At 73.1% G+C, this 23,842-nt stretch carries 25 protein-coding genes and 1 pseudogene; 19 read left to right on the top strand and 7 right to left on the bottom strand.

Going from position 1 to position 23,842, the window contains the following annotated elements:
- Both VIW71_RS22480 and VIW71_RS22475 read left to right on the top strand, forming a co-directional pair.
- Nucleotides 1-424: M23 family metallopeptidase (locus VIW71_RS22480; protein WP_331624305.1), on the top strand; the 424-nt coding region annotated here is incomplete at its 5' end.
- Nucleotides 425-626: 202 nt separating this feature from the next.
- Complete coding sequence (locus VIW71_RS22475; protein WP_331624304.1) at nucleotides 627-1,301, top strand: GntR family transcriptional regulator; 675 nt, start codon at nucleotides 627-629, stop codon at nucleotides 1,299-1,301.
- Nucleotides 1,302-1,513: 212 nt separating this feature from the next.
- Here VIW71_RS22475 and VIW71_RS22470 read toward each other — a convergent pair whose 3' ends face one another.
- Nucleotides 1,514-1,795 (bottom strand): HPr family phosphocarrier protein, encoded by a 282-nt coding sequence (locus VIW71_RS22470; RefSeq protein WP_331624303.1) that lies wholly within the window; start codon nucleotides 1,793-1,795, stop codon nucleotides 1,514-1,516.
- 152 nt (nucleotides 1,796-1,947) lie between these two features.
- Between VIW71_RS22470 and VIW71_RS22465 the strand changes: the two genes are divergently transcribed.
- The 5 genes from VIW71_RS22465 to VIW71_RS22445 all read left to right on the top strand — a co-directional run bounded on the left by VIW71_RS22465 (nucleotide 1,948) and on the right by VIW71_RS22445 (nucleotide 8,747).
- The gene (locus tag VIW71_RS22465; RefSeq protein ID WP_331624302.1) at nucleotides 1,948-4,710 is read left to right on the top strand and encodes a GNAT family N-acetyltransferase; all 2,763 of its coding nucleotides are present in this window, start codon (nucleotides 1,948-1,950) and stop codon (nucleotides 4,708-4,710) included.
- An 88-nt stretch (nucleotides 4,711-4,798) separates the two neighbouring features.
- The gene (locus tag VIW71_RS22460) at nucleotides 4,799-5,392 is read left to right on the top strand and encodes a DUF5998 family protein (RefSeq protein WP_331624301.1); all 594 of its coding nucleotides are present in this window, start codon (nucleotides 4,799-4,801) and stop codon (nucleotides 5,390-5,392) included.
- Nucleotides 5,392-6,585 carry an alkaline phosphatase family protein gene (locus VIW71_RS22455; protein ID WP_331624299.1) on the top strand — a complete coding sequence of 398 codons (1,194 nt, stop codon included), beginning with the start codon at nucleotides 5,392-5,394 and terminating at the stop codon, nucleotides 6,583-6,585. The genes VIW71_RS22460 and VIW71_RS22455 overlap by 1 nt, the downstream gene beginning before the upstream one ends.
- 135 nt (nucleotides 6,586-6,720) lie before the next feature.
- Nucleotides 6,721-7,377, top strand: coding sequence for a thymidine kinase (locus tag VIW71_RS22450; RefSeq protein WP_331624298.1), 657 nt, complete (start codon nucleotides 6,721-6,723; stop codon nucleotides 7,375-7,377).
- A gap of 182 nt (nucleotides 7,378-7,559) precedes the next feature.
- The gene (locus VIW71_RS22445; protein ID WP_331624297.1) at nucleotides 7,560-8,747 is read left to right on the top strand and encodes an ROK family protein; all 1,188 of its coding nucleotides are present in this window, start codon (nucleotides 7,560-7,562) and stop codon (nucleotides 8,745-8,747) included.
- A gap of 365 nt (nucleotides 8,748-9,112) precedes the next feature.
- On the opposite strand, the gene VIW71_RS22440 is transcribed toward VIW71_RS22445, so the two are convergent.
- On the bottom strand, nucleotides 9,113-9,334 hold the full coding sequence (locus tag VIW71_RS22440; RefSeq protein ID WP_331624296.1) for a hypothetical protein: 222 nt from the start codon (nucleotides 9,332-9,334) through the stop codon (nucleotides 9,113-9,115).
- Between the two features lie 32 nt (nucleotides 9,335-9,366).
- Here VIW71_RS22440 and VIW71_RS22435 point away from each other — a divergent pair, with 32 nt between their 5' ends.
- Nucleotides 9,367-10,197, top strand: a complete 831-nt coding sequence (locus tag VIW71_RS22435) for a sulfurtransferase (RefSeq protein WP_331624295.1) — start codon at nucleotides 9,367-9,369, stop codon at nucleotides 10,195-10,197.
- Between the two features lie 157 nt (nucleotides 10,198-10,354).
- Here the strand turns inward: VIW71_RS22435 and sepH are convergent, their stop codons facing one another.
- The 3 genes and pseudogenes from sepH to VIW71_RS22420 all read right to left on the bottom strand — a co-directional run bounded on the left by sepH (nucleotide 10,355) and on the right by VIW71_RS22420 (nucleotide 13,514).
- On the bottom strand, nucleotides 10,355-11,389 hold the full coding sequence (gene sepH, locus VIW71_RS22430) for a septation protein SepH (protein ID WP_331624294.1): 1,035 nt from the start codon (nucleotides 11,387-11,389) through the stop codon (nucleotides 10,355-10,357).
- Between the two features lie 384 nt (nucleotides 11,390-11,773).
- Nucleotides 11,774-12,138: pseudogene (locus tag VIW71_RS22425) on the bottom strand (D-arabinono-1,4-lactone oxidase); the annotation flags it as partial.
- A 113-nt stretch (nucleotides 12,139-12,251) separates the two neighbouring features.
- Nucleotides 12,252-13,514: an MFS transporter gene (locus tag VIW71_RS22420; RefSeq protein WP_331624310.1), complete on the bottom strand. Its 1,263-nt coding sequence runs from the start codon at nucleotides 13,512-13,514 to the stop codon at nucleotides 12,252-12,254.
- 139 nt (nucleotides 13,515-13,653) lie between these two features.
- On the opposite strand from VIW71_RS22420, the gene VIW71_RS22415 reads away from it, so the two are divergent.
- Complete coding sequence (locus tag VIW71_RS22415; protein ID WP_331624293.1) at nucleotides 13,654-14,802, top strand: ferrochelatase; 1,149 nt, start codon at nucleotides 13,654-13,656, stop codon at nucleotides 14,800-14,802.
- Nucleotides 14,803-14,815: 13 nt separating this feature from the next.
- A complete protein-coding gene (locus tag VIW71_RS22410; RefSeq protein WP_331624292.1) occupies nucleotides 14,816-15,679 on the top strand; it encodes an inositol monophosphatase family protein in 864 nt (287 codons plus the stop codon).
- A 241-nt stretch (nucleotides 15,680-15,920) separates the two neighbouring features.
- On the opposite strand, the gene VIW71_RS22405 is transcribed toward VIW71_RS22410, so the two are convergent.
- Entirely contained in the window at nucleotides 15,921-16,094 is a 174-nt protein-coding gene (locus VIW71_RS22405; RefSeq protein ID WP_331624291.1) for a hypothetical protein, read from the bottom strand.
- Nucleotides 16,095-16,347: 253 nt separating this feature from the next.
- Here VIW71_RS22405 and VIW71_RS22400 point away from each other — a divergent pair, with 253 nt between their 5' ends.
- The 4 genes from VIW71_RS22400 (at nucleotide 16,348) to VIW71_RS22385 (ending at nucleotide 19,859) form a co-directional block, all read left to right on the top strand.
- Nucleotides 16,348-17,001, top strand: coding sequence for a response regulator transcription factor (locus tag VIW71_RS22400; protein WP_331624289.1), 654 nt, complete (start codon nucleotides 16,348-16,350; stop codon nucleotides 16,999-17,001).
- 6 nt (nucleotides 17,002-17,007) lie between these two features.
- Entirely contained in the window at nucleotides 17,008-18,288 is a 1,281-nt protein-coding gene (locus VIW71_RS22395) for a sensor histidine kinase (protein WP_331624288.1), read from the top strand.
- Nucleotides 18,289-18,737: 449 nt separating this feature from the next.
- The gene (locus VIW71_RS22390) at nucleotides 18,738-19,037 is read left to right on the top strand and encodes a DUF4193 domain-containing protein (RefSeq protein ID WP_033173914.1); all 300 of its coding nucleotides are present in this window, start codon (nucleotides 18,738-18,740) and stop codon (nucleotides 19,035-19,037) included.
- A gap of 12 nt (nucleotides 19,038-19,049) precedes the next feature.
- Nucleotides 19,050-19,859 carry a hypothetical protein gene (locus VIW71_RS22385; RefSeq protein WP_414720813.1) on the top strand — a complete coding sequence of 270 codons (810 nt, stop codon included), beginning with the start codon at nucleotides 19,050-19,052 and terminating at the stop codon, nucleotides 19,857-19,859.
- A 9-nt stretch (nucleotides 19,860-19,868) separates the two neighbouring features.
- Here the strand turns inward: VIW71_RS22385 and VIW71_RS22380 are convergent, their stop codons facing one another.
- Nucleotides 19,869-20,351 carry a DUF3093 domain-containing protein gene (locus tag VIW71_RS22380; protein ID WP_331624285.1) on the bottom strand — a complete coding sequence of 161 codons (483 nt, stop codon included), beginning with the start codon at nucleotides 20,349-20,351 and terminating at the stop codon, nucleotides 19,869-19,871.
- A 238-nt stretch (nucleotides 20,352-20,589) separates the two neighbouring features.
- Between VIW71_RS22380 and VIW71_RS22375 the strand changes: the two genes are divergently transcribed.
- From VIW71_RS22375 to VIW71_RS22355, 5 genes are all read left to right on the top strand, one after another.
- Complete coding sequence (locus tag VIW71_RS22375) at nucleotides 20,590-21,195, top strand: PaaI family thioesterase (protein WP_331624283.1); 606 nt, start codon at nucleotides 20,590-20,592, stop codon at nucleotides 21,193-21,195.
- Nucleotides 21,192-21,722 carry a dUTP diphosphatase gene (gene dut, locus VIW71_RS22370; RefSeq protein ID WP_331624282.1) on the top strand — a complete coding sequence of 177 codons (531 nt, stop codon included), beginning with the start codon at nucleotides 21,192-21,194 and terminating at the stop codon, nucleotides 21,720-21,722. Before VIW71_RS22375 ends, dut begins: the two co-directional genes overlap by 4 nt.
- Nucleotides 21,723-21,724: 2 nt before the next feature.
- Nucleotides 21,725-22,486 carry a DUF3710 domain-containing protein gene (locus VIW71_RS22365; protein WP_331624281.1) on the top strand — a complete coding sequence of 254 codons (762 nt, stop codon included), beginning with the start codon at nucleotides 21,725-21,727 and terminating at the stop codon, nucleotides 22,484-22,486.
- A gap of 146 nt (nucleotides 22,487-22,632) precedes the next feature.
- The gene (locus VIW71_RS22360) at nucleotides 22,633-23,031 is read left to right on the top strand and encodes an OB-fold nucleic acid binding domain-containing protein (protein ID WP_331624280.1); all 399 of its coding nucleotides are present in this window, start codon (nucleotides 22,633-22,635) and stop codon (nucleotides 23,029-23,031) included.
- 3 nt (nucleotides 23,032-23,034) lie between these two features.
- Complete coding sequence (locus VIW71_RS22355; RefSeq protein ID WP_414720812.1) at nucleotides 23,035-23,811, top strand: DUF3159 domain-containing protein; 777 nt, start codon at nucleotides 23,035-23,037, stop codon at nucleotides 23,809-23,811.
- Nucleotides 23,812-23,842: the final 31 nt, after the last annotated feature.

Here is a 23,842-nt window from a genome sequence, read left to right as displayed (position 1 = left end):
CCGGCGCGCGGCGCTCGCCGCCTGGACCAGGCCGGTCGGCACGGCGCCCGTCGGCACCCATTACCACGCGGCCGGCGGCAACTGGTCCAGCGGCCACCACACCGGGGTGGACTTCCTGTCCGGCAGCGGCACCCCGGTGCGCTCCGTGGCGGCAGGCACCGTGGTCTTCGCGGGCTACGACGGCAGTTACGGCAACGACGTGATCATCCGGCACGCCGACGGCAGGTACACGCTCTACGGCCATCTGGCCCGGACCCTGGTCTCCACCGGGCAGACCGTCACCGGGGGCCGGCAGATCGGCGTCTCCGGCGCCACCGGCAACATCACCGGGCCGCACCTGCACTTCGAGGTGCGCACCACCCCGGACTACGGCTCGGACATCGACCCGGTCGCCTACCTCCGCTCGCACGGCGTCACCGTCTGACGACCCCTCCGGTTCCACCCCGTCCCCGGCGGACGGGGAAGGCCCCGGCCCCCCGGCCGGGGCCTTCACGCGTCCGAATCGCGCCCACCTGTCCAAAAACAATCCATGAATTCGGGGGCTGCTTTCCCATTCCCCGGTGTGCTGGAATATAGTCCGGCACAATACGGGGAAGGAATGGAGTCCTGGTGATGCGGAACCGGATGTGAACGGGTCGGACGGCACGGGGCGGCGCATCTCGGCCCAGGTGGTGTGTACGGCCATCCGCGACGACATCGTCGGCGGTTTCTACCCGCCGGGCAGCCGGCTCACCGAGGAGCTTCTGGCGCAGCGGTACGGCGTCTCGCGGGTGCCGGTGCGCGAGGCGCTGCGCACCCTGGAGTCCGAGGGCTTCGTCCGCACCCGCAGGCACGCCGGGGCGTCGGTCGCCGAACCGACCGAGCAGGAGGCGGCCGACCTGCTGGAACTGCGCGGCCTGCTGGAACCGCTGGGCACCGCGCGAGCCGCCCAGCGCCGCACCGAGGCGCACCTGAAAGTGCTGCGCGGGCTCGTCCGCCTAGGTCAGGAGCGCGCGGTCCAGGGTCAGTTGTCGGACCTGCCGTCGCTGAGCGGCTGGTTCCACGAGACGCTCGCGCAGGCGTCGGGCAGCCCCACGCTGGCCGCACTCCTCACCCAACTGCGGTACAAGATCACCTGGGTGTACGGCGACAGCGCCCCGAACCGGGCGGTGGAGTCCTGGGACGAGCACGCGGCGATCGTGGACGCGGTGGCGCGCGGTGACGCCGAGCGGGCCCGTCGGCTGGCGGCGGTCCATGCCGAGCGGGCCACGGCCGTGAGGACCCTGAAACATCCCGTAAACGCGGCGCGCCGCCGCGCTTAACATTCACACCGTATACAAGGACGCAGAATTGCGGCTGCGGTATATCTGAAAAGGCGAGGCCGGGCAATCCATGCGGGATTGCCCGGCCCCGCTGAATTTCGCTGCCTGCGGCGCGGAATTAATCGCCGTACGGTCCGGGGATGGCCGGTGGGGACCACTTCGCCGTCCCCACCGGACCCTCGCCGGCGGGCCTCCGACGGTCCTCGGCCTCGTCAGACCGTCTCGGGCAGCTCTTCCAGCCCCTCGGTGACCAGCTTCGCCAGCCGGTCGAGCGCGGCGTCCGCGCCCTCGGCGTCCGAGGCGATCACGATCTCCTCGCCGCCCCGCACACCCAGCCCCAGCACGGCAAGCATGGACGCGGCGTTGACCGGGGCACCACCGGCCTTCGCTATCGTCACCGGCACGCCCGCGGCCGTGGACGCGCGGACGAAGATGGACGCGGGGCGGGCGTGCAGACCCTCCGCCCAGCCGACTTTGACGTGGCGCTCAGCCATGGTGTTGCCCTCCGGGTCGTCGCAGGTCCTACCGTTTCTCCAGCCAGCCTCGCACGTCCGCGGCGCTGCTCGGGGACGGCGGCACGCTGCCCCTCAGACTGCCCGGTACGCGTCGGCGGCGCGAGCCCGACGCGCCCGCATACGCTGGGGTCATGACGCAGCAGTCGGCCCGCCCCTACCCCGTGCACTGGGAGGCGGACGTCGTCCTGCGCGACGGCGGCACCGCCCACATCCGGCCGATCGGCCCGGACGACGCCGGGCGGCTGGTCGACTTCTACGAAAAGGTCTCCGACGAGTCGAAGTACAACCGGTTCTTCGCCCCCTACCCCCGGCTGTCCGACCGCGACGTGCACCGCTTCACGCACCACGACTACGACGACCGCGTCGGGCTGGCCGCCACCGTCGGGGGCGAGTTCATCGCCACCGTGCGCTACGACCGCATCGGCCCGGACGGTCGGCCCGCCGTCGGCGACGGCACCCGTGCCGAGGTCGCCTTCCTGGTCCAGGACGCCCACCAGGGGCGCGGGGTGGCCTCCGCGCTGCTCGAACACATCGCGGCGGTCGCCCGCGAGCGCGGCATCCTGCACTTCATCGCCGAAGTCCTGCCCGCCAACCGCAAGATGGTCAAGGTCTTCACCGACGCCGGCTACACCCAGCAGCGCAGCTTCACCGACGGCGTGGTCCACCTCGAACTCGACCTGGAGCCCACCACCGAGTCCGTCCAGGTCATGCGGGCCCGTGAGCACCGCGCCGAAGGCCGTTCCGTGCAGCGGCTGCTGCGCCCGCAGTCCGTCGCCGTCGTGGGCGCCGGCCGCCGGCCGGGCGGCATCGGCCGTACGGTGCTGCGCAACATCGTGGCGGGCGGCTTCACCGGGCGGCTGTACGCCGTCAACCGCGCCCTCCCCGCGGGCCCCACCGAGCTCGACGAGGTGCCGGCCCACCGCTCGGTCCGCGAGATCACCGAGACCGGGGAGAGCATCGACCTCGCCGTCGTCGCCGTCCCCGCCGACCGCGTCCCCGAAGCCGTCGCCGACTGCGGCGCGGCCGGCGTGCGCGGCCTGCTGGTGGTCGCGGCCGGCTACTCCGAGACCGGTCCCGAAGGCCGGGAGCGGCAGCGCGAACTCGTCCGGCAGGCCCGCAGCCACGGCATGCGGGTGATCGGTCCGGGCGCGTTCGGCGTGATCAACACCGCCGCCGACATCAGCCTCAACGCCTCGCTCTCCCCCGAGTTGCCGCACCGCGGCCGACTCGGCCTGTTCACCCAGTCCGGTTCCATCGGCATCGCTCTCCTGTCCGGCCTGCACCGGCGCGGCACCGGCCCCTCCTCCTTCGTCTCCGCGGGCAACCGCGCCGACGTCTCCGGCAACGACCTGCTCCAGTTCTGGCAGGACGACCCGGAGACCGACGCCGTCCTGATGTACCTGGAATCCTTCGGCAACCCGCGCAAGTTCACCCGCCTCGCCCGCCGCACCGCCGCCGAGAAGCCCGTGGTGGTGGTCAAGGGCGCCCTGCACTCCGGCTCCGTCCCGGCCGGACACGCCGTGCCGGTGCTCCGGATCCCCGACTCCACCGTCTCCGCGCTCTTCCGGCAGGCCGGCGTGATGCGGGTGGACACCGTCACCGAACTCCTCGACGCCGGCCTCCTCCTCGCCCTCCAGCCGCTCCCGCGTGGCGACCGGATCGCCGTCCTCGGCAACTCCGAATCCCTCGGCCTGCTCACCTACGACGCCGCGCTCACCGCGGGCCTGCGCCCCGCGGCCCCGCTCGACCTCACCACCGCGGCCCGTCCGGAGGACTTCGCCGCCGCGCTCACCGCCGCCCTCGCCGACCCCGGCAGCGACGCGGTGGTGGTCACCGCGATCCCGCGGGTCGGCACCGACAGCGCCCGCGACGAGGCCGTCTCCGACCGCGAGTCCGGTGACGACCCCGCACTCGCCGCGGCGCTCCGCCAGGCCGCGGCCGGAACCGCCAAACCCGTGGTCGTGGTGCACCTCGCCCTGGACGCCATGGCCGACCGGCTCGGTGCGCCGACCGGTGAGGGCGCCCGTATCCCCGCCTACCGCGCGGCCGACCGGGCCGTGCGGGCGCTCGCCGAGGCCGCCGCGTACGCCGCGTGGCGCGCCACCGCCGCCGAGCCGGGCCGCGTCCCGCAGTTCGACGACCTCCAGGAGGCCGCCGCCGCCGAGGACGTACGCCGTATGCTGCCCGCCGACGCGCCCCCGCAGGTCGGCGTCACGCTGTCGGAGGCGGACGCCGCGACCCTGCTCGGCCGGTACGGCATTCACGTGCTGCGCTCGCTGCCCGCGCCCGACTCCGAGGCGGCGGTCGCCGCGGCGGCCGGGCTGGGCTACCCCGTCGCGCTCAAGACCACCGCCCCCCACCTGCGGCACCGCGCCGACCTGGGCGGCGTACGCCTCGACCTGGCGGGGGAGGGCGACCTGCGGCGGGCGTACGAGGAACTGACCGCGGGGCTCGGCGACCCCGCCGAACTGCTTCTCGTCGTGCAGGCCATGGCGCCGCGCGGTGTGGACACGGTGGTACGGGCCGGGGTGGACCCGGCCGCCGGGGCGGTCCTCTCCTTCGGACTGGCGGGCGCCCCCTCCGAGCTGCTGGGGGACACCGCGCACCGGCTGGTTCCGGCCACCGACCGGGACGTGGCGGAGCTGGTGCGCTCCATCAAGGCAGCGCCGCTGCTCTTCGGCTGGCGCGGCGCCGAACCGGTGGACACCGCGGCGCTGGAGGAGCTGCTGCTGCGGGTGTCCAGGCTCGCCGACGACCTGCCGGAAGTGGTCGCCGTGGACCTGGAGCCGGTCGTGGTCGCTCCGCGCGGCCTGTCGGTGCTCGGTGCGGCGGTACGGCTGGCCCGCCCGCCGGCCCGTACCGATCTCGGGCCGCGCGCCCTGTCGTCGTTCTGAGCGCCCGCGGGTCGGCCGGGTCCCCGCTCCCCGTCCCGAGGCACGAGGGACGTGCGAGCCCGTCCCGACCCGTGGGACAGGCCCTAGGATGGTCGGCATGGCGAAGACCGGTACGAGTTCGCAGGGCCTGCGCACAGCCATCGAGCGCAGCGGCTACTACCCCACCCTGGTGGCCGAGGCCGTCGAGGCCGCGGTCGGGCGCGAGCCGGTCTCCTCGTACCTGGTCCACCAGGAGACCACCTTCGACGCCAACGAGGTGCGCCGCCACGTCACCGTACTGGTGCTGACCGACAGCCGTTTCATCGTCAGCCACACCGACGAGCAGGCCGCGGACGACACCTCGCCGACGCCGTACGCCACCACCTCGACCGAATCGGTGAAGATCGGCCGGATCTCGTCGGTCGTGGTCAGCCGGGTGGTCGCCAACCCGGAGTCGTACACACCGGGCACGCTGCCACGCGAGGTGGTGCTCACCATCGGCTGGGGCGCCGTGTCCCGGCTCGACCTGGAGCCCGCCGCGTGCGGCGACCCCAACTGCGAGGCCGATCACGGGTACACCGGCTCCTCCACCGCCGACGACCTGTCGCTGCGGGTCAGCGAGGCGGGCGACGGTCCGGACACCGTGCGGCAGACCCTCGCCTTCGCGCAGGCGCTCGCCGAGGCGACAGCGGCCACGGACTGATGGTCCAGCCGCTCCACGACGCGTACGACCCTGCGCCCCTCGACCCGCGGACCGCGCCCGCCCCCGAGTACGGCACCGGGGCGCTGTGCGACGTCATCCCGGCCGCCGTCGCCGGGTTCGCGGTCCCCGGCATGCCCGCCACCGGCCTGGTCCTCGAACCCGCCGACCGGGTGTGCGTCTTCCTGGTGGACGGTTTGGGCTGGGAGCTGCTGCTGCGGCACCCGGAACAGACGCCGTACCTCACCTCGCTGCTGGCCACCTCGCGCGGCGGCACCGGACAGCCGCTGACCGCCGGGTTCCCCGCCACCACCGCGACCTCGTTGGCCTCGATCGGCACCGGACGGCCGCCGGGCGCGCACGGCCTGGCCGGGTACACCACGCTCAACCCGGACACCGGCCTGCTGATGAACCAGTTGCGCTGGCAGCCGTGGACCGCACCGGCCGTCTGGCAGCCGCACCCCACCGTCTTCCGGCTCGCCGACGCCGCCGGGATCGCCACCTGCCAGGTCTCCTCGCCGCATTTCCAGCACACCCCGCTGACCAAGATCGCGCTGTCCGGCGGCACCTTCCACGGCCGCCTCACCGGCGAGGAGCGGATGGACCTGGCCGCCGACCGGCTCGCCGCCGCCGACCGCGCGCTGGTCTACACGTACTACAGCGAGCTGGACGCGATGGGCCACCGGCACGGTGTGGACTCCGACGCCTGGCGCGGCCAACTGGTCATGGTCGACCGGCTCGTGCAGCGCCTGGCCGAACAGCTGCCACCGCGCACCGCGCTCTACGTCACCGCCGACCACGGCATGATCGACATCCCCTTCGACGAGGAGTCGCGGATCGACTTCGACGAGGACTGGGAGCTGCGGGCCGGCGTCGCGGTGCTCGGCGGCGAGGGCCGGGCCCGGCACCTCTACGCGGTGCCGGGCGCCGCCGCCGACGTGCGCGCCGTGTGGAGCGAGGTGCTGGGCGAGCGGATGTGGGTGGCCGGCCGCGACGAGGCGGTCGCGGCGGGCTGGTTCGGGCCGCACCCCGAGAAGCGGGTGCTCGCCCGGATCGGCGACGTGGTCGCCGTCGCCCGCGACGACATCGCGATCGTGGCCAACCGCACCGAGCAGAGCGAGTCCAGGATGGTCGGCCTGCACGGCTCGCTGGCACCCGTCGAGCAGCTCGTGCCGCTGCTGGAAGTACGCTCCTGATCGTCCGTCCGCCTGGTCTTCTGTCTGCCCGATCCTGCCTGCCCGATCGCTCGTCCGCCTGATCGTCCGGCCCCGCCCCGTACCGCACGGGAGCACCGTCCGGACCCCGCCCCCCGAAAGGCCGTCGCCCTTCCCATGCCCGAGCTGGTCTTCTTCTCCGGAACGATGGACTGCGGCAAGAGCACCCTCGCCCTGCAGATCGTCCACAACCGCACCGCTCGCGGACTCCAGTCGGTGATCTTCACCCGGGACGACCGGGCCGGCGAGGGCAAGCTCTCCTCGCGGCTCGGCCTGGTCACCGACGCCGTCGAGGTCGCGGACGCGATGGACCTGTACGCGTACGTCGTCGCTCTGATCAGCCGCGGCGGCCGGGTGGACTACGTCGTCGTGGACGAGGCGCAGTTCCTCGCTCCCGACCAGATAGACCAGTTGGCCAGGGTGGTGGACGATCTCGATCTGGACGTCTACGCGTTCGGCATCACCACCGACTTCCGCACCAGGCTCTTCCCGGGCTCGCAGCGCCTGCTCGAACTCGCCGACCGGGTGGAGGCGTTGCAGGTCGAGGCGTTGTGCTGGTGCGGCGCACGGGCCACGCACAACGCCCGTACGGTCGGCGGGGTGATGGTGGTCGAGGGCGCGCAGGTGGTGATCGGCGATGTCGGCCGGGCGACCGGCGAGACCGGCTACGAGGTGCTGTGCCGCCGCCACCACGGGCGCCGGATGACCCGCGCGACGGCCGGGGCGGGAGTGCTCTCCCCTGACGTGCTGCCGGTCCCCGGCGTCCGGGCCTGACGACTCCCGGGCGTCACCGCGTCCCTTGGGCGCGTACCGGGGGCCAACCGTCCCCGATCAGGCAGTTCGCTGCTTTCTGCCCGAACGCCCCGGTGGGGACATGTCCTTGACGGAGCAGCGGCAAGAAGGCACGGTGCGGGAGACCGTACGTACACACATCGGGGGACACGATCGACACGCCAGTGAACCTGCGCGAGGTGGGGAGGCTGCGGGTCCTTGAGGCCCTGCACACCGCGTCGCGCAGCAGCCGACCCGAACTCGTCCGGGTCACCGGCCTGTCCAGGGCCACCGTCTCCTCGCTCGTCGCCGACCTCATCTCGGTCGGCCTGGTCACCGAGGACGAGGGCACCGACGAGGGGGAGCGGCGGCGCACCGGACGGCCCGCGCAGTTCCTCTCGCTGGTGCCGACCGCCGGTTACGCGATCGGCGCGGACCTCGGCCACCAGCACGTCCGGGTGATCCTGTGCGACCTGTTGGGCGCGGTGCTGTGGGACCACCGGGTGGCCAAGGAGGTGGACCGGGCCCCCGACCAGACCCTCGACCTGGTGGCCGCGCTGGTCGCCCGTGCCCTGACGGAAACCGGTGTTTTACGGTCCCGGGTGCTGGGCATCGGTGCGGGCATCGCCTTCCCGGTGGAGAAGGACAGCGGCGTGGTCGGCGCCATGGGCGTCATGCCCGGCTGGGTCGGGCTGCGGCTCGCCGACGAACTGGGCCGCCGCACCTCGCTGCCGGTCCGCGTCACCAACGACGCCAACGCCGGGGCGCTCGCGGAGCGGATGTACGGCGCGGGACGGCGGGCCGACGACATGGTCTACGTAGGGCTGTCCGCGGGCATCGGCGCAGGCATCCTCAGCGGCGGCCGGCTGCTGCTCGGCGCGTGCGGCCTGGCCGGCGAGATAGGCCACCTCCCGCTGATCGCCGACGGCCTCATCTGCCGCTGCGGAAACCGCGGCTGCCTGGAGACGGTGGCCAGCCCGGTCGCCATCGCCCGCCTGCTCTCGGACAGTTGGGGCCACCGGGTGGCGGCCGCCGACCTCCCCGGGCTGATCCGCCAGCGCAACACCGGTGCGCTCCGGGCCATACGGGACGCGGGTGACGCGGTGGGCCGCGCCCTGTCCACCCTCGTCACCCTCCTCAACCCCCGCCTCATCGTCGTCGGCGGCGACCTGGCCGACGCGGGCGAGGACATCCTGGACCCCATCCGCGCCGGCGTCCTCCGCCACACGCTCCCCTCCGCGGCCCACGACCTCCACATCACCACCGGCGCCCTCGGCCACACCGCCGAATCCCGCGGCGCCGCCGCCCTCATCCTCACGGACGCCCCCCTCCTCCTCTCCACGCCCACCACCCCAGCCGCCGAACCCGCATAGACCGCGCCCCCGCAGGACCGCGGCGGACTGTGCGAGCACCGACGGCGGCGCCGCAGGTCGCGGTGGCGGGGTGGGGCGGGTCCACACGGTGTGCGGTCGGCGGGGTGTGCCCCGCAGGGGCGCGGGGGACCGCGCGAGCGGCGACGGCGGCGCCGTAACCGGGGTCGGCGGGGTGTGCCCCGCAGGACTGCGGCGGACTGTGCGAGCACCGACGGCGGCGCCGCAGGTCGCGGTGGCGGGGTGGGGCGGGTCCACACGGTGTGCGGTCGGCGGGGTGTGCCCCGCAGGGGCGCGGGGAACTGCGCGACCAGCCACGGCGGCGCGGCAGCCGACGTCGGACGGAAGCGGGCGGAACCGTTCCCGCCTCACCGCCTCACCGCCTCACCGCCCCGCCTCACCGCCCGGGCGGCGAGCGCGTCGCGGTCCCAGTGGCCGAGCCGGCCCACGCCGACGCCGGGCGCGTGCCGAACCCGCGGGGTCTCCGCGTCGGCGGAACCGGCCGTGCGGGTGCGATCGGTGACCAGGTCCCCGTGGAGCGCGAGCGTCTCCGCGCTGCGGCAGAGTCGGCCGGTGACCCCGCCCGCCACCGCGGCGAGCGGACCGCGCTCACAATGGCCCCATGGAAAAACCCCTCATCACCCCGGACGACCTCGCCGGTACCCTCCGAGAGGCCGTCATCCTGGACATCCGCTGGCAGCTCGGCGGCCCGCCGGGACACGAGGCGTACCGCAAGGGCCACATCCCGGGCGCGCGTTACGTCGACCTGGACGCCGACCTGGCCGCGCCGCCCGGTCGGCGCGGCCGGCACCCGCTGCCCGACCCCGAGGAGTTCGGCGCGGCGATGCGCGCCGCGGGGGTGAGCGCCGAACGGGACGTCATCGTGTACGACGACTGGAACGGCTGGGGCGCGGCCCGCGCCTGGTGGCTGCTGCGCTGGGCCGGCCACGAGCGGGTGCGGGCACTCGACGGCGGGCTCGCCGCGTGGACCGCGGCGGGACAGCCGCTCAGCACCGACGAGCCCGCGCCGGCCGACGGCGACTTCGTACCGCGGCCCGGAGCCATGCCACTGCTCGACGCGGACGAAGCAGCCGCCCTGGCCCGGCGCGGGCTGCTGCTGGACGCACGCGCACCCGAGCGCTACCGCGGGGACACCGAACCCGTGGACCCGGTCGCCGGCCACATCCCCGGCGCCGTCAACGCCCCCACCACGGCCAACCTCACGCCGGACGGCCAGTTCCTCCCGGTCGCCGACCTGACCGCCCGGTTCGCCGCACTCGGTGTGACGGACGGCGCCGAAGTCGGCGTCTACTGCGGCTCCGGGGTCTCCGGAGCCCACGAAGTGCTGGCCCTCGCGACAGCGGGCATCCCCGCCGCCCTCTACGTCGGCTCCTGGAGCGAGTGGTCCCACGACCCCGCCCGCCCGGTGGCGCTCGGCAGCCAACCGGGCTGACCCCCGCAGCGGGCGCACCAGGCAGGACGCACCTCCGCCGGCGCACGCCGCCGCCCCCTTGAGACCGCGCCGGCGACCCGCACGCGTAAGGGGCAGCCACCAAGCGTGGCTGCCCCTTACGGCCGTCGGCTCCCGGTCTGCGTACTCGTGCGAAGCGTTACTCCTGCTTCTTGCGGCGGCTGCCGAAGACGATCTCGTCCCAGCTCGGCACGGTGGCCCGGCGGCCGGGGCGGACGCCATCCGCTTCGGCCTGGCGGTCGGTGGTGCCGACCAGACGGTCACGGTGGCCGGCCACCGCCCTGGGCATCAGGACGTCCGCATACGCGGAACCCGCGCTGGCGGCCGGAGCGGCCTCCTCCACGGCCTCGTCCGGGGCCTCCGCGGCCGGCGCGGCGTCGGGGGAGTCCGGGGGCGCCGGGACGACCATGTCGCCCCGGAAGCTCGGCACCGCTTCGAGCAGGCTGGTGAGCGAGTCCCGCTCCTCCGGCTCGGCGCGCTCCTCCGTACGGCCCTCGGCCCCGGCCCGTTCCGTCTGGCGGTCCAGGGCCCGGTCCAGCGGGCGGTCCCTGGGCAGCCGGGCGATCCGCGGCACGAACGGGAAGCTCGGCTCCTGCGTCTGTGTGGTCGTCTCGCCGATCAGCGAACGCGCCTCGTCGTCCACCGCCTGTACCAGGCGGCGCGGCGGGTCGTACGTCCAGCTCGCCGAGTGCGGCTCACCGGCCACCCGGTAGACCAGCAGCACCTCCCAGGTGCCGTCGTCCCGGCGCCAGGAGTCCCACAGCACGGTGTCCTTCTCCGCGCCGCGCAGCAGCAGCCGCTCGGCCACCGCTTCGCCCAGTTGCGGCCCGGTGCTCTCGCCCTGCCGCCGTACGGAGGTCTTCCTGGCCCGCTCGGCCATGAAAGCACGCTCGGCCAGCACCGGACCCTCGAAGCGGCGGACCCGCTCCACCGGGATACCGGCCATCTGTGCGACCTCTTCGGCCGAGGCGCCCGCGCGTATCCGGGCCTGGATGTCACGGGGGCGCAGATGGCTCTCGACCTCGATCTCGATCTGGCCGAGACGGGCACGGTCATTGCGTACGGCGGCGCGCAGCCGCTCGTCGATGGGGAGCGTGTATTCCGTGCTGTCGGCAGCCTTGAGCACCAGTCGTGTGCCGTCGTTACTGACGGCCACGACGCGCAGTTCGGGCACGGTTACCTCCCGGGTGGTGCCTGCCGACGTCCGTTGCGTCGCTGCTCCCGTTGGACGAGTGTGGCCTGCCCGGGTACAGCGTGCCACAACCTTGCTCAGTTACCCGGCGTGTCGGCCTTAGTCGGTGACGCGCCGTTATGGGACGGTGGTCGATTGGCCACCCAGCGTGACCAATCGTAGCGCCCGGGAGCAGGGCCGGTGGGGCTCCCTTCCCATTTCGTCCGGGCGACCGGACGGGCACCGGGAGCCAGGATTTGTCACGGTACTCCATTCGGGCCACCCGAGGGTGGCTGCCGCGCCGTCGAATATCGTTCGTAGGGCGGGAGTTGAGTGACGCGTATCACATGCGTGCCGCGTGTGCGCCGGGCAAATACGGACGTACGCCTACGAACCCAGCATCCGACGGAGGGAGCCGTTGCCGAACAGGCGCCCCGGATCCAACCGGTCGCGCCGTCGCGTGAACGCGTCGAACCGCGGGTGGACCGTCCGCAGGTACTCCGCGTCCCGGCTGTGCGGCTTGCTCAGGTGCGGCCGGCCGCCACGCTCCGTCATGATCCGCTCCACGGCGGTGAAGTACTCCCGGTAGCGACGGCCCGGTACATGTGTACCGCGAGGTACGCGCTGTCCCGTCCGGACGCCGTCGACAGCGCGATGTCGACGGCCGGCGCGCGTACCTCCACCGGGAAACCGATCCGCAACGACGACCGCTCACGATGGACTTCAGTTCGCGCAGCGGCCTCGCGCGGCAGCGGCCGACGCGGGCGTCGCCCGTCGGCACGGCCGAGACGCTGCCGGCCCAGTGGCGCCACGCCCGCCCGTCCCGCTGCCGCCGACCTCGATGCCGTTGCGGCGTCGAGGTCCGTTACGCCACGTCCTTCCGCGCGGCCTGGCCGCCGTACGGCTCCCCGAGGTGGTGCCCATCGTCGCGTGCCTCCTCCCGCTGCGGCACCGGTCCCAGCCGGCGGTTCCCGAGGAACGCCACCGCGACGGCGATCACCGCCGCGGCGGCGGGCACCGCGAACGCCGCGCGGGCGCCGAACTCGTCGATCAGCCGGCCGGCGAGCCCGGCCCCGGCGGCGATGCCGGCCGTGAGTCCCGTGGAGGTCCACGTCATGCCCTCGGTCAGTTTCGCCTGCGGTACCTGCCGTTCGACCAGGCCCATCGCGGTGACCATCGTCGGGGCGATGGTCATGCCGGAGAAGAACAGCGCGACGGCCAGGAGCCACAGGTTCCCGACCAGTAGTGGCGGGATCATACTCACCGCCATCAGCGCGGTGCCCAGCAGGAACCGGCCGTTCGCGGTGCCCCTCGGGGTGAGCAGCCCGAAGACCAGGCCGGCCAGGCACGAACCGAGCGCGTACGTGGCCAGCACCACGCTCGCCAGAGCCTTGTGGCCGCGCTCCTCGGCGAAGGCGACGGTGACGACCTCCACCGCCCCGAACACCGCGCCGGTCCCGACGAACACCCCGGCCAGCACGCCCATTCCCGGCTCGCGCAGCGCCGAGCGGCCGGAGAGCCGGTCACGCGGGTGCGGCGGCGGCTCGGTGGAACGCTGCCCGGCCAGCAGCAGCACCCCGGTGCCGAGGAAGGCCACCGCCAGCAGCGGGCCCGCTTCGGGGAACCAGCCGGTGGACAGCCCGATGGCCAGGATCGGCCCGAGGATGAAGACGATCTCGTCGACCACCGACTCGAAGGAGTACGCGGTGTGCAGCAGCCCGGGGGCGCCGCGGTGGATCTCCGCCCACCTGGCCCGCACCATCGCGCCCAGGCTCGGCGTCAGCCCCGCGCACAGCACGCACACGAAGTACGTCCAGCGCGGCGCCCCCGCCCGCACCCCGACCGCCAAAAACGCGATCGCCGCCACCGTCACCGCGCACACCGGAGGCAGCACCCGCCGCTGCCCGTACCGGTCCACCAGCCGGGAGACCTGCGGCCCGCACACGGCGCCGGACAGCGCCAGGACGGCCGACAGCGCGCCCGCGAGCCCGTACTCCCCGGTCCCCTCGGAGATCATCGTCACGATGCCGATGCTCAGCATCGACAGCGGCATCCGGCCGATCAGTCCGGCGGCGGAGAACGCCCTGGTGCCCGGGGCGACGAAGATCGCACGGTAGGGACCGGTCAGGGGGCTGGTCACGGGCGGCTCCCCGGGCGGGCATACGGGTGAGGCACACTGCTGGCTCTCCACAGCTTACGAAGCGGGGCAAGCGGTTTTCGGGAGGCGGACGGCGGGCCGCCCGGCGGCGGGTGGCAGGATCGGAGGCATGGCCGATCAGCCCGATCACGTACCGACCCAAGCGCCGGTCCCTCCCGACGCTGGACCCTACGACTCCCTGCTGCTGCTCTCCTTCGGCGGCCCCGAGGGTCCGGACGACGTCGTCCCGTTCCTGGAGAACGTCACCCGCGGCCGGGGCATCCCCCGCGAGCGGCTCAAGGAGGTCGGCAGACACTATTTCCTGTTCGGCGGCGTCAGCCCGATCAACGCGCAGAACCGCGAACTGCTCGACACGATCCGGAAGGACTTCGCCGACCACGGCCTGGACCTGCCGGTGTACTGGGGCAACCGCAACTGGGCGCCGTACCTCACCGATGCCCTGCGCGAGATGAGCGACGCCGGGCACCGCCGCGTCCTGGTGCTGGCCACCAGCGCCTACGCCTCGTACTCCGGCTGCCGCCAGTACCGGGAGGACCTGGCCGCCTCGCTCGCCGTGCTGGCCGAGGAGGGCCGCCCGGTGCCGCGCGTCGACAAGCTCCGGCACTACTTCAACCACCCCGGCTTCGTCGGACCCATGACCGAGGCCACCCTGACCGCGCTCGCCGCGCTGCCCGAGGACGTACGCGACGGCGCCCGGCTCGCCTTCACCACGCACTCCATCCCCACCGCCGCGGCCGACACCTCCGGCCCGGTGCCGGGCCACGGCGACGGTGGCGCCTACGTCGCCCAGCACCTGGACACCGCCCGCGTGATCGCCGAGGCGGTACGGGAGGCCACCGGTGTGGACCGCCCCTGGGAGCTCGTCTACCAGTCCCGCAGCGGTGCCCCGCACATCCCGTGGCTGGAACCCGACATCTGCGATCACCTGGAAACGGTGCACGCGGCCGGTGCGCCCGCCGTCGTCATGGTGCCGATCGGCTTCGTCTCGGACCACATGGAGGTCAAGTACGACCTCGACACCGAGGCCGCCGCGAAGGCCGTGGAACTCGACCTGCCGGTCAGCCGCGCCGCCACGGTCGGTGCCGACCCGCGGTTCGCCGCCGCCGTGCGCGACCTCGTACTGGAACGGGCCGCGGCCGAACGCGGCCTGGACCCGCGGCGCTGCGCGCTGGGCGCCCTCGGCCCCAGCCACGACATCTGCCCCGCGGGCTGCTGTCCGGCCCGGACCCCGCTGCCCGCCGCCGCCGGAACCGACTGAGGAGTCGTATCAGATGAGCACATCGCAGACCGGAAGCACCGACAGCACGGGCGGTTCGGGTCGCGGCGAAGGCGCCGGCCCGGCCGCGGAGGACGCCGAACTGCTGGAGATCGCCCTGGAGGCCGCCCGCCGGGCGGGTGCGCTGCTGCGCGACGGCCGTCCGGCCGACCTCGGCGTCGCCGCCACCAAGACCAGCCCCATCGACGTCGTCACCGAGATGGACATCGCCGCGGAGAAGTTGATCACCTCCTACATCGGGCGGCTGCGGCCGGACGACGGCTTCCTCGGCGAGGAGGGCGCGAGCAGCGAGGGCACCAGTGGGGTGCGCTGGGTGATCGACCCGCTGGACGGCACGGTGAACTACCTCTACGGGCTGCCGTCCTGGGCGGTCAGCATCGCCGCCGAGCGGGACGGGGTGACGGTGGCAGGCGTCGTGGAGGCGCCGATGCGCGGCGAGACCTACCAGGCGGTACTGGGCGGGGGCGCATTCGTCAACGGCCGGCCGGCCCACTGCCGGCCCGCGCCGGACTTCTCCCACGCCCTGGTCGCCACCGGCTTCGGGTACCTCGCCGAGCGCCGGGCCGCGCAGGCCGAGGTGGTCCGGGTGGTCCTGCCGAAGGTGCGCGACATCCGGCGGGCCGGCTCGGCCGCGATCGACCTGGCCGACATCGGCTGCGGACGGCTGGACGCGTACTACGAGCGCGGGCTCAACCCCTGGGACCTGGCCGCCGGGGCGCTCTTCGCCCGCGAGGCGGGCGTGCTCACCGGCGGACGGCCCGGTCAGCCGGCCTCCGGCGAACTGGTCGTGGCGGCCCCGCCGGGGCTCTTCGAGCCGCTCCAGGAGCTGCTGGACGGGCTCGGCGCCTGGCACGACTGAGCACGGCCCAGGGCCTGTCTGACGCATCCCGTCTGCCCCGCGGTGCCTGGCATGCACGCCCGCCGCGTTGTCGGGATCGTCGGAGCAGGCCCACTACGCCCATTGCGAGGGCGGACGGCGCCATGTGTCAGACAGGCCCTGGCGCGATCACCAGGCGCCTGACCTCCGCGCGTAGACATGCGAACGCCCCGGCACCGTCCTTCGGTGGCCGGGGCGTGCGGCTCGGGTCGGCCCGGTTGGCTCAGGCGGCCTTGGGCCGTACGTCCACGCCGTGCTCCGCCGCGAGGCGGCGCAGGTCGTCCAGCTCACCCTGTTCGACCTCGGCGAGGAAGTCGTCCCCGGTCTCCCTGGCCCGGCGCAGGTCGGACTCCGTCGCGTGTATGCGCTGGAGGATTCCCGTGGTGAACGCGTCCATTGCGGCCCCTCGTCGTCTCCGTTGACACGGGGTTGTGTCAAGACCCCGGCCGCACACAAAGGCGCGGCAAGGCGTGGTGGTTTGGGTGTGCATTCGTCCTCCCCACCGCGCCGCGAAAGGAAACCTTCCCGGCAGCGGGGAAATTCCGCGGGTTTCGCCCGTACCCCTCCCTTACCGGTCCCTTACTGCCGGTTTACGGGCGCCCGGTGCAGGATGGACCAGGGTTCCCACAGCTCACGGAAGGAACAGCGCCTTGCGCGTACTGGTCGTCGAGGACGAGCAACTGCTCGCCGATGCGGTCGCCACCGGACTGCGCCGCGAGGCCATGGCCGTCGACGTGGTGTACGACGGCGGCGCCGCCCTGGAGCGGATCGGCGTCAACGACTACGACGTGGTGGTCCTCGACCGCGACCTTCCGGTGGTGCACGGCGACGAGGTGTGCCGGCAGATCATCGGGCTCGGCCTGCCCACCCGGGTGCTGATGCTCACCGCCGCCGGCGACGTGAGCGACCGGGTGGAGGGCCTGGAACTGGGCGCCGACGACTACCTGCCCAAGCCCTTCGCTTTCACCGAGCTGACCGCCCGCGTACGGGCCCTCGGCCGCCGTACCACCGCCGCTCTCCCCCCGGTCCTCGAACGCTCCGGCATCCGGCTGGACCCCAACCGCCGCGAGGTGTTCCGGGAGGACCAGGAGGTGCACCTGGCGCCCAAGGAGTTCGCCGTACTGGAGGTCCTGATGCGCAGCGAGGGCTCGGTGGTCTCCGCCGAGCAGTTGCTGGAGAAGGCCTGGGACGAGAACACCGACCCGTTCACCAACGTGGTGCGCGTCACCGTGATGACACTGCGCCGCAAGCTCGGCGAACCCCCGGTGATCGTCACCGTGCCGGGTTCCGGCTACCGGATCTGATCCGCCGTGGCCTCACCGTCCCCGAACTCCCCGCACCCCTCGGCGACCCCGCCGCCCGCCAAGCCGCCGGCCCCGCCCAGGCCGTCGTGGGACCCGCAGCCGACCGACAGCCCGCCGCCCTGGCTGCGGCCGACCATCCGGATACGGCTCACCGTGCTGTACGGCGGCATGTTCCTGATCGCCGGTGTGCTGCTGCTGTGGATCATCTACCTGCTCGCCGCGCAGGCCCTGCACCAGGGCAACGCGCCACTGTTCAAGATCACCTCCGGCCAGGTGACCATCACCAGCGACAACTGCCCGGGCCTGATCGGCCAGAGCCTGTCGTCCGAGCAGTTCAACCAGACGCTCGACCGCTGCATGGACACCCAGCGCGAGCTGGCGCTGCACACCCTGCTCCAGCGCTCGCTGATGGCCCTGATAGGGCTCGCCGTGGTGGCCTTCGCCTTCGGCTACGTGATGGCCGGGCGGGTGCTCGCGCCGCTCGGCCGGATCACCAGGACCGCCCGTGGTGTGGTCGGGTCCGACCTCAAGCGGCGGATCGAGCTGGACGGCCCGGACGACGAGCTCAAGGAGCTGGCGGACACCTTCGACGAGATGCTGGACCGTCTTGAACGCTCCTTCGACGCCCAGCGCCGGTTCGTCGCCAACGCCTCGCACGAGCTGCGCACCCCGCTGGCGATCAACCGCACCCTGCTCGAGGTGCAGCTCGCCGACCCGGACGTCTCCCCGGACCTGCACCAGCTCGGGCGGACCCTGCTGGCCACCAACGAACGGAGCGAGCAGTTGGTGGAGGGCCTGCTGCTGCTCGCCCGCAGCGACAACGAGATCGTGGACCGCAAGGCCGTGGACCTGGCCGAGGCGGCCTCCCAGGCGCTCGACCAGACCCGGGCCGAGGCCCAGTCCAAGGGCGTGGAGCTGCGCGCCGACCTGACCGAGGCGGTCGTCCAGGGAAACGGCGTGCTGCTGGAGCGGATCGCCCTGAACCTGGTGCAGAACGCCGTGCGCTACAACGTCCCCGAGGACGGGTGGGTGCAGGTGCGCACGACGGTCGAGGGCGGGCAGGCGGTGCTCGCCGTGGTCAACACCGGCCCGGTGGTCCCCGCGTACGAGATCGACAACCTCTTCGAACCGTTCCGGCGGCTGCGCACCGAGCGCACCGGCAGCGACCGGGGGGTCGGTCTGGGGCTGTCCATCGCCCGCTCGGTGGCGCGCGCGCACGGCGGGGTGATCACCGCGGAGCCGCGGGAGGGAGGCGGCCTGGTCATGCGGGTCGCGATCCCCCTGTGAATTCCGGGTGAATGCTCCTCGGGGGATGTGAGGCCGGTCACGCCGCAATGGCGTCCGCGGTCGGCCGCGCCCGGGGTGTGTTCGCTTTGCGAGTAATTTACGAGTCTGCTCCCCGCCGGGACGGGCTGTGACCGATCGCACACGTGGCTTCGCCAGCGTGTACGCTCGGTGAGCGCCGAGGCATGGGAAACGACCGGAAAATCCATGTTTCCCCAGGTCATGATCACGGGAAGTACACGTGCAGGCATCCGTGGCGGACAACTTTCGGACCGCCACTGATCATGATCGGCCACTCGTACGATCACCTCTTCGGGGGCCTCGTCGGGTGTCGATTGAGTAACAGGCCTTGATGTGAGGCAAAATCTCCGCCTCGGGTCGGGCACAAGTCCGGCCTCCCGCGCGTTACGTGCGCTGGAGACACCTCAGACACCCACAGGGGGAGAGCGAATATGGCTACGGATTACGACACCCCACGCAAGACCGACGACGACGTCAACGAGGACAGCATCGAGGAACTGAAGGCCCGGCGGAACGAGAAGTCCACCTCCGCCGTCGACGTCGACGAGTTCGACCAGGCCGAGTCCCTCGAGCTGCCCGGCGCCGACCTCTCCAACGAGGAACTGTCGGTCCGCGTGCTGCCCCGCCAGGCGGACGAGTTCACCTGCATGAGCTGCTTCCTGGTGCACCACCGGAGCCAACTGGCCTCGGAGAAGAACGGCAACCCGATCTGCCGCGACTGCGCGGCCTGATCGCGGCGCGCCGTGACCGGCTCGCCGCAAGGCCATGAGGACGCCGAGCGAGGCCCTGCGGCCTCGCTCGCGGCCATCCGCGCCCGCGCATTCACCCGGGGTCTGACCAGCGGTGCCCGCACCGGCGGCCAGCTGGCCCGGGCCGGTATGGGCACGGTCGCCGAGCGGTTGGCCGAGACGGCACCGCGCATACCGGTGCGCGACCTGGCGACCCTGCGCGCGCAGTTCCCGGGACTCGGCCCGGAGGACATGGCCGACCGCCTGGTGGCCGCCGCCGTCAAGGCCACGATGACCGTCGGCGCCGGCGTGGGCGCCGCCGCGATGCTGCCCGTCCCGCCCGCGATGCCCACCGAACTCGCCACCGAGACCCTCGGCGTCGCCGTCGTCGAGTACAAACTGATCGCCGAGCTCCACGAGGTCTACGGAGTACGGGCACCCGGCACCGCCCGGGAGCGCGCCACTGCCTATCTGTGGTCGTGGACCGAACAGCGCGGCATCAACCTGCTGCGACTGTCGACCGTCGGTGTGGCCCTCGGCAGCAGGGTGCGCAACCAGACGCGTCAGCGGCTGCTGCGCCGGACCCTGCGGCACACCCCCGCCCTGACCCCGTTCCTGGTCGGCGCGGCCGTCGGCGCGATGATGAACCGGCGCGACACCCGCAAGCTCGCCGAGGCGGTACGACAGGATCTGCGGGCCGCCCAGCGCCCCTGGGACGACGCGAGCGACCCTGCCACCCGCGCGACCCCGCTGGCCCGGGACGACGCGAACACCCCGGAGGCACTGTGGGACAAGCGGACTCCCAAGCCGCCCGAGCCCGGCTGACCCGCGCGGCTACTGCGTCCGAGCACCCCCGACCGCGGCCAGCGCCTCCGCCAGCCGCTGCGGCGACCGCGTCGACAGGTAGACATACGGTGTCGGGTCCGCCGGATCGGTCACCTCCACCTTCAGCGCGGTCGGCACGTACGAGCGCAGCAGCATGAACGCCCGCGGGTCCGCCTTGTGCGACCGCCAGGCCGCTGCCTCCGCCGCGTCCAGCACCACGGCCTCGCCCAGTGCCGTCACCGGAATCCGCGCCTTGCCGGCCACCAGCGAACCGGCCACCACCCGGATCCGCGCGGACCCGTACGAGCTGACCAGCATCATCGCCAGGGCGGCCCCGCCCACCAGTCCCGCCAGCATCGGCAGCGGCCCGAGCGGGAAGACGATCAGCGCCACCGACACTCCCACTCCGACCGCCAGCGCCCACCAGGAGCGCGGCACGGTGAGGCGTTCGTCGTAGGGCTGCGGCATGGCGGAGACGGCACCAGAAGACATGGCACCAGAGTGCCATGCGCCCCCCGGTCGTCTGCCGCGCGGCCGCGCCACCGCCCGGGTGACCCGCGGCGCGTACGAGTGCCACCGGGGCAAGGACGACTTCTTCCGGGCCGCCGACCGTCCGGTGCGCGGCACCGAACCGGTACCCGCCGGCCCGGTGCCCGCCGGCGGCATACGGTCCCCAGGGGCAACGGACGCGGGAGGGGAAAGGATCCCGCAGGAGGGTAGGGTCTCCGGCGTGAGTGCAGCCACGACACCCCCGGGCGCCGGACCGCAGGGCCTCGTTCCGCCCCCCGACGCCGTCGCGCCCGCGCGGCATCCCGACGCACCCGCGCCGGGAGAACTCCTCGGCGCACACTACGACCAGTGCTTCGGCTGCGGCCAGAGCCAGCCGCACGGGCTGCACCTGGCGGCCAGGGCGGGCGAGGGCGTCAGCGTCACCGCCGAGTTCACCGTGCGGCCCGCTCACCAGGGCGCCCCCGGACTGGCCCACGGCGGCGTGCTGGTCTCCGCGCTCGACGAGACCCTGGGCTCGCTGAACTGGCTGCTGCGCACCATCGCCGTCACCGGCCGGCTGGAGACCGACTTCCTGCGTCCGGTGCCGGTCGGCGCCACCCTCCACCTGTCGGCGCGCTGCACCGCGGTCGCGGGCCGCAAGATCTACAGCACCGCCGAGGGCCGGACAGGAGGCCCCGACGGGCCGGTCGCGGTCCGCGCCGACGCGCTGTTCATCCAGGTCAAACTCGACCACTTCACCGCGCACGGCCGCCCCGAGGAGATCAAGGCCGCGATGGCCGACCCCGACCAGCTCAAGGTCGCGCGCGCCTTCGAGGTGAACCCGTGAGCGCCGTACGCCCCCCCGTCGACATACTGCTGCGGCGGCTGGACGACTCCGTGTCCGTACCGTCGTACGCCCACCCCGGAGACGCCGGCGTGGACCTGATCACCACCGAGGCCGCCGAACTCGCACCCGGCGAGCGGACCGCGCTGCCCACCGGAATCGCGCTCGCGCTGCCCGACGGATACGCCGCCTTCGTGCATCCGCGGTCCGGCCTTGCCGCGCGCTGCGGGGTGGCCCTCGTGAATGCCCCGGGAACGGTGGATGCCGGGTACCGTGGAGAGATCAAGGTGATCGTGGTCAATCTCGATCCGCGCGAGACAGTCAGGTTCGAGCGCGGCGACCGGATCGCCCAACTGGTCGTCCAGCAGGTCGAGCGGATTCGCTTCCACGAAGTGGCGGAGCTGCCCGGCTCTGCCAGGGCCGCGGGGGGCTTCGGCTCCACGGGGGGTCACGCCGCGGTGGAGACGCCGTCGGCGGGCACGTCCACATACGGATACGCATCGGTCGTCAGCGACCGGGAAGGACAGTGACCGTGTTCCGTCGTCGCAAGGAGCGCGAAGACGCCATCGACGAGTTCGACGAGGCGAAGGGCCAGGACGAGTCGGCCGCCGGCGTGCCGGGGTCGGACGAGGTGTCCCGGTACAACCTTCCGCCCGCCCCGCGGCCCGACGGCCCCTGGGACGTGAGCGAGGTCAAGCAGCCCGGCGACGGCCGGGTCGACCTGGGCGGCCTGTTCGTCCCCGGAGTCGACGGCATGGAGCTGCGGGTGGAGGTTGCCGGCGAGTCCATCGTCGCCGCGACCGTGGTGCTGCGGGACAGCGCCGTCCAGCTCCAGGCGTTCGCCGCCCCCAAGTCCGAAGGCATCTGGGGCGAGGTGCGCGAGGAGATCGCCTCCGGCATCACCCAGCAGGGTGGCATCGTCGACGAGGTGGAGGGTCCGCTCGGGTGGGAGCTGCGGGCGCAGGTGCCGGTGCAGTTGCCCGACGGCACCAACGGCGTCCAGCTCGTGCGGTTCGTCGGCTGCGACGGTCCGCGCTGGTTCCTGCGCGGCGTGATCTCCGGTCAGGGCGCGGTGCAGCCGGCCGCCGCCGGCGTACTGGAGGCCGTTTTCCGCGACACGGTGGTGGTACGCGGCGAGGCCCCGATGGCGCCCCGCGACCCCGTCGTCCTCAAGCTCCCGAACGACGCGCAGATGGTCCCGGACGGCACGGTGCCCGACCAGGGCGAGCCCTCCAGGTTCGGCGACGGCATCGACCCGATGCGACGGGGGCCGGAGATCACGGAACTCCACTGAGCGGGCGCCCGCCTGACTCCCTTCTTCCTCTGCTCGCGCCCGGCTCCCCCCCCGTCCGGGAGGAGCCGGGCACGCGTGGGGGGAATCCCGCGGGGTGGCCGCTTCGCACCCTGGTTCTGTCAGCGGTGGCCGGTACCCTTGCGCATATGAGTGGTGCCATCCGTTCCGACCGACCCGCGGGTCGTTTCCGCCGTATGCTCGACCGCCTGTCCTCCTCGCAGGAGGAGCTGCACTCCGAGGAGCTGCGGCAGGAGGCGAAGGCTGTCGGCTGCATCCGGATCAGCGACTGCTCCGACCGCCAGATAGTGACCGTCACCGGTACGCTGCGCACGGTCACGCTCCGTCCTCGGGCCGGCGTGCCCGCGCTGGAAGCCGAACTGTTCGACGGGTCCGCCGCGCTGGACGTCGTATGGCTCGGTCGCCGCAGTATCACCGGCATAGAGCCCGGCCGCCGGATCATCGCCTCCGGCCGGGTCTCCATGAACCGGGGCCGTCCGGTGCTGTTCAACCCCAAGTACGAGCTGCGTCCGGTCGGACAGGAGTAACAGGTGGCGTCAATCGACAATCCGGACACCGACACGCCCGCGGGCGTGCACGTGGACAAGTCCACCGGCGCGGACGCGCCCGCGGACACCGCAGACGTCGCAGCCCAGGCCGAGGCACGGGCGGTGACCGAGGCCGCGCTGTTCGCGGCGTTCGGCGGGGTGCGGGGCATGGTGGAGACCACCGTCCCCGGCCTGGTGTTCGTGGCGATCTACACGGTCAACCGGGACATCAAGACCTCCGCGGTCGCCGCGCTCGTGCTCTCCGTGGTGATGGGCGCGGCCCGGCTCGCCCGCCGGGACACCCTCAAGCACGCGTTCAGCGGGGTCTTCGGCGTCGCCTTCGGCGCGGTCTTCGCGATGATGTCCGGGAACGCGAAGAACTTCTACCTGCCCGGCATGCTCTACACCCTGGGCCTGGCCATCGCCTACCTGGTGTCGGCCGCGCTGGGCTTCCCGCTGCTCGGCCTGATCCTCGGCCCGGTCTTCAGGGAGAACCTGTCCTGGCGCAAGCGCAACCCGGGACGGCTCAAGGCGTACACCAAGGCGAGCTGGGCCTGGGGCCTGATCCTGCTCGCGAAGTCCGCGATCCTCTTCCCGCTCTACTGGTGGGGCAACGCCACGCAGCTCGGCTGGGTCAAGGTGGCCCTGGGCATTCCGCCCTTCCTGCTGTCGGTCTACCTCACCTGGATCTTCCTGGTGAAGGCACCGCCGCCGATCGATGTGATCGCGGAGATGGAGGCGGCGGAGAAGGCGAAGAAGACCGGCGCCTCGGCCCCCTGACCGCCACCGCCCGCCGACCTGCCGCGGGGCC

It is taken from the genome of Streptomyces sp. (assembly GCF_036524955.1).
Classification (GTDB): domain Bacteria; phylum Actinomycetota; class Actinomycetes; order Streptomycetales; family Streptomycetaceae; genus Actinacidiphila.
This window is presented reverse-complemented; position numbering and strand designations above follow the sequence as displayed.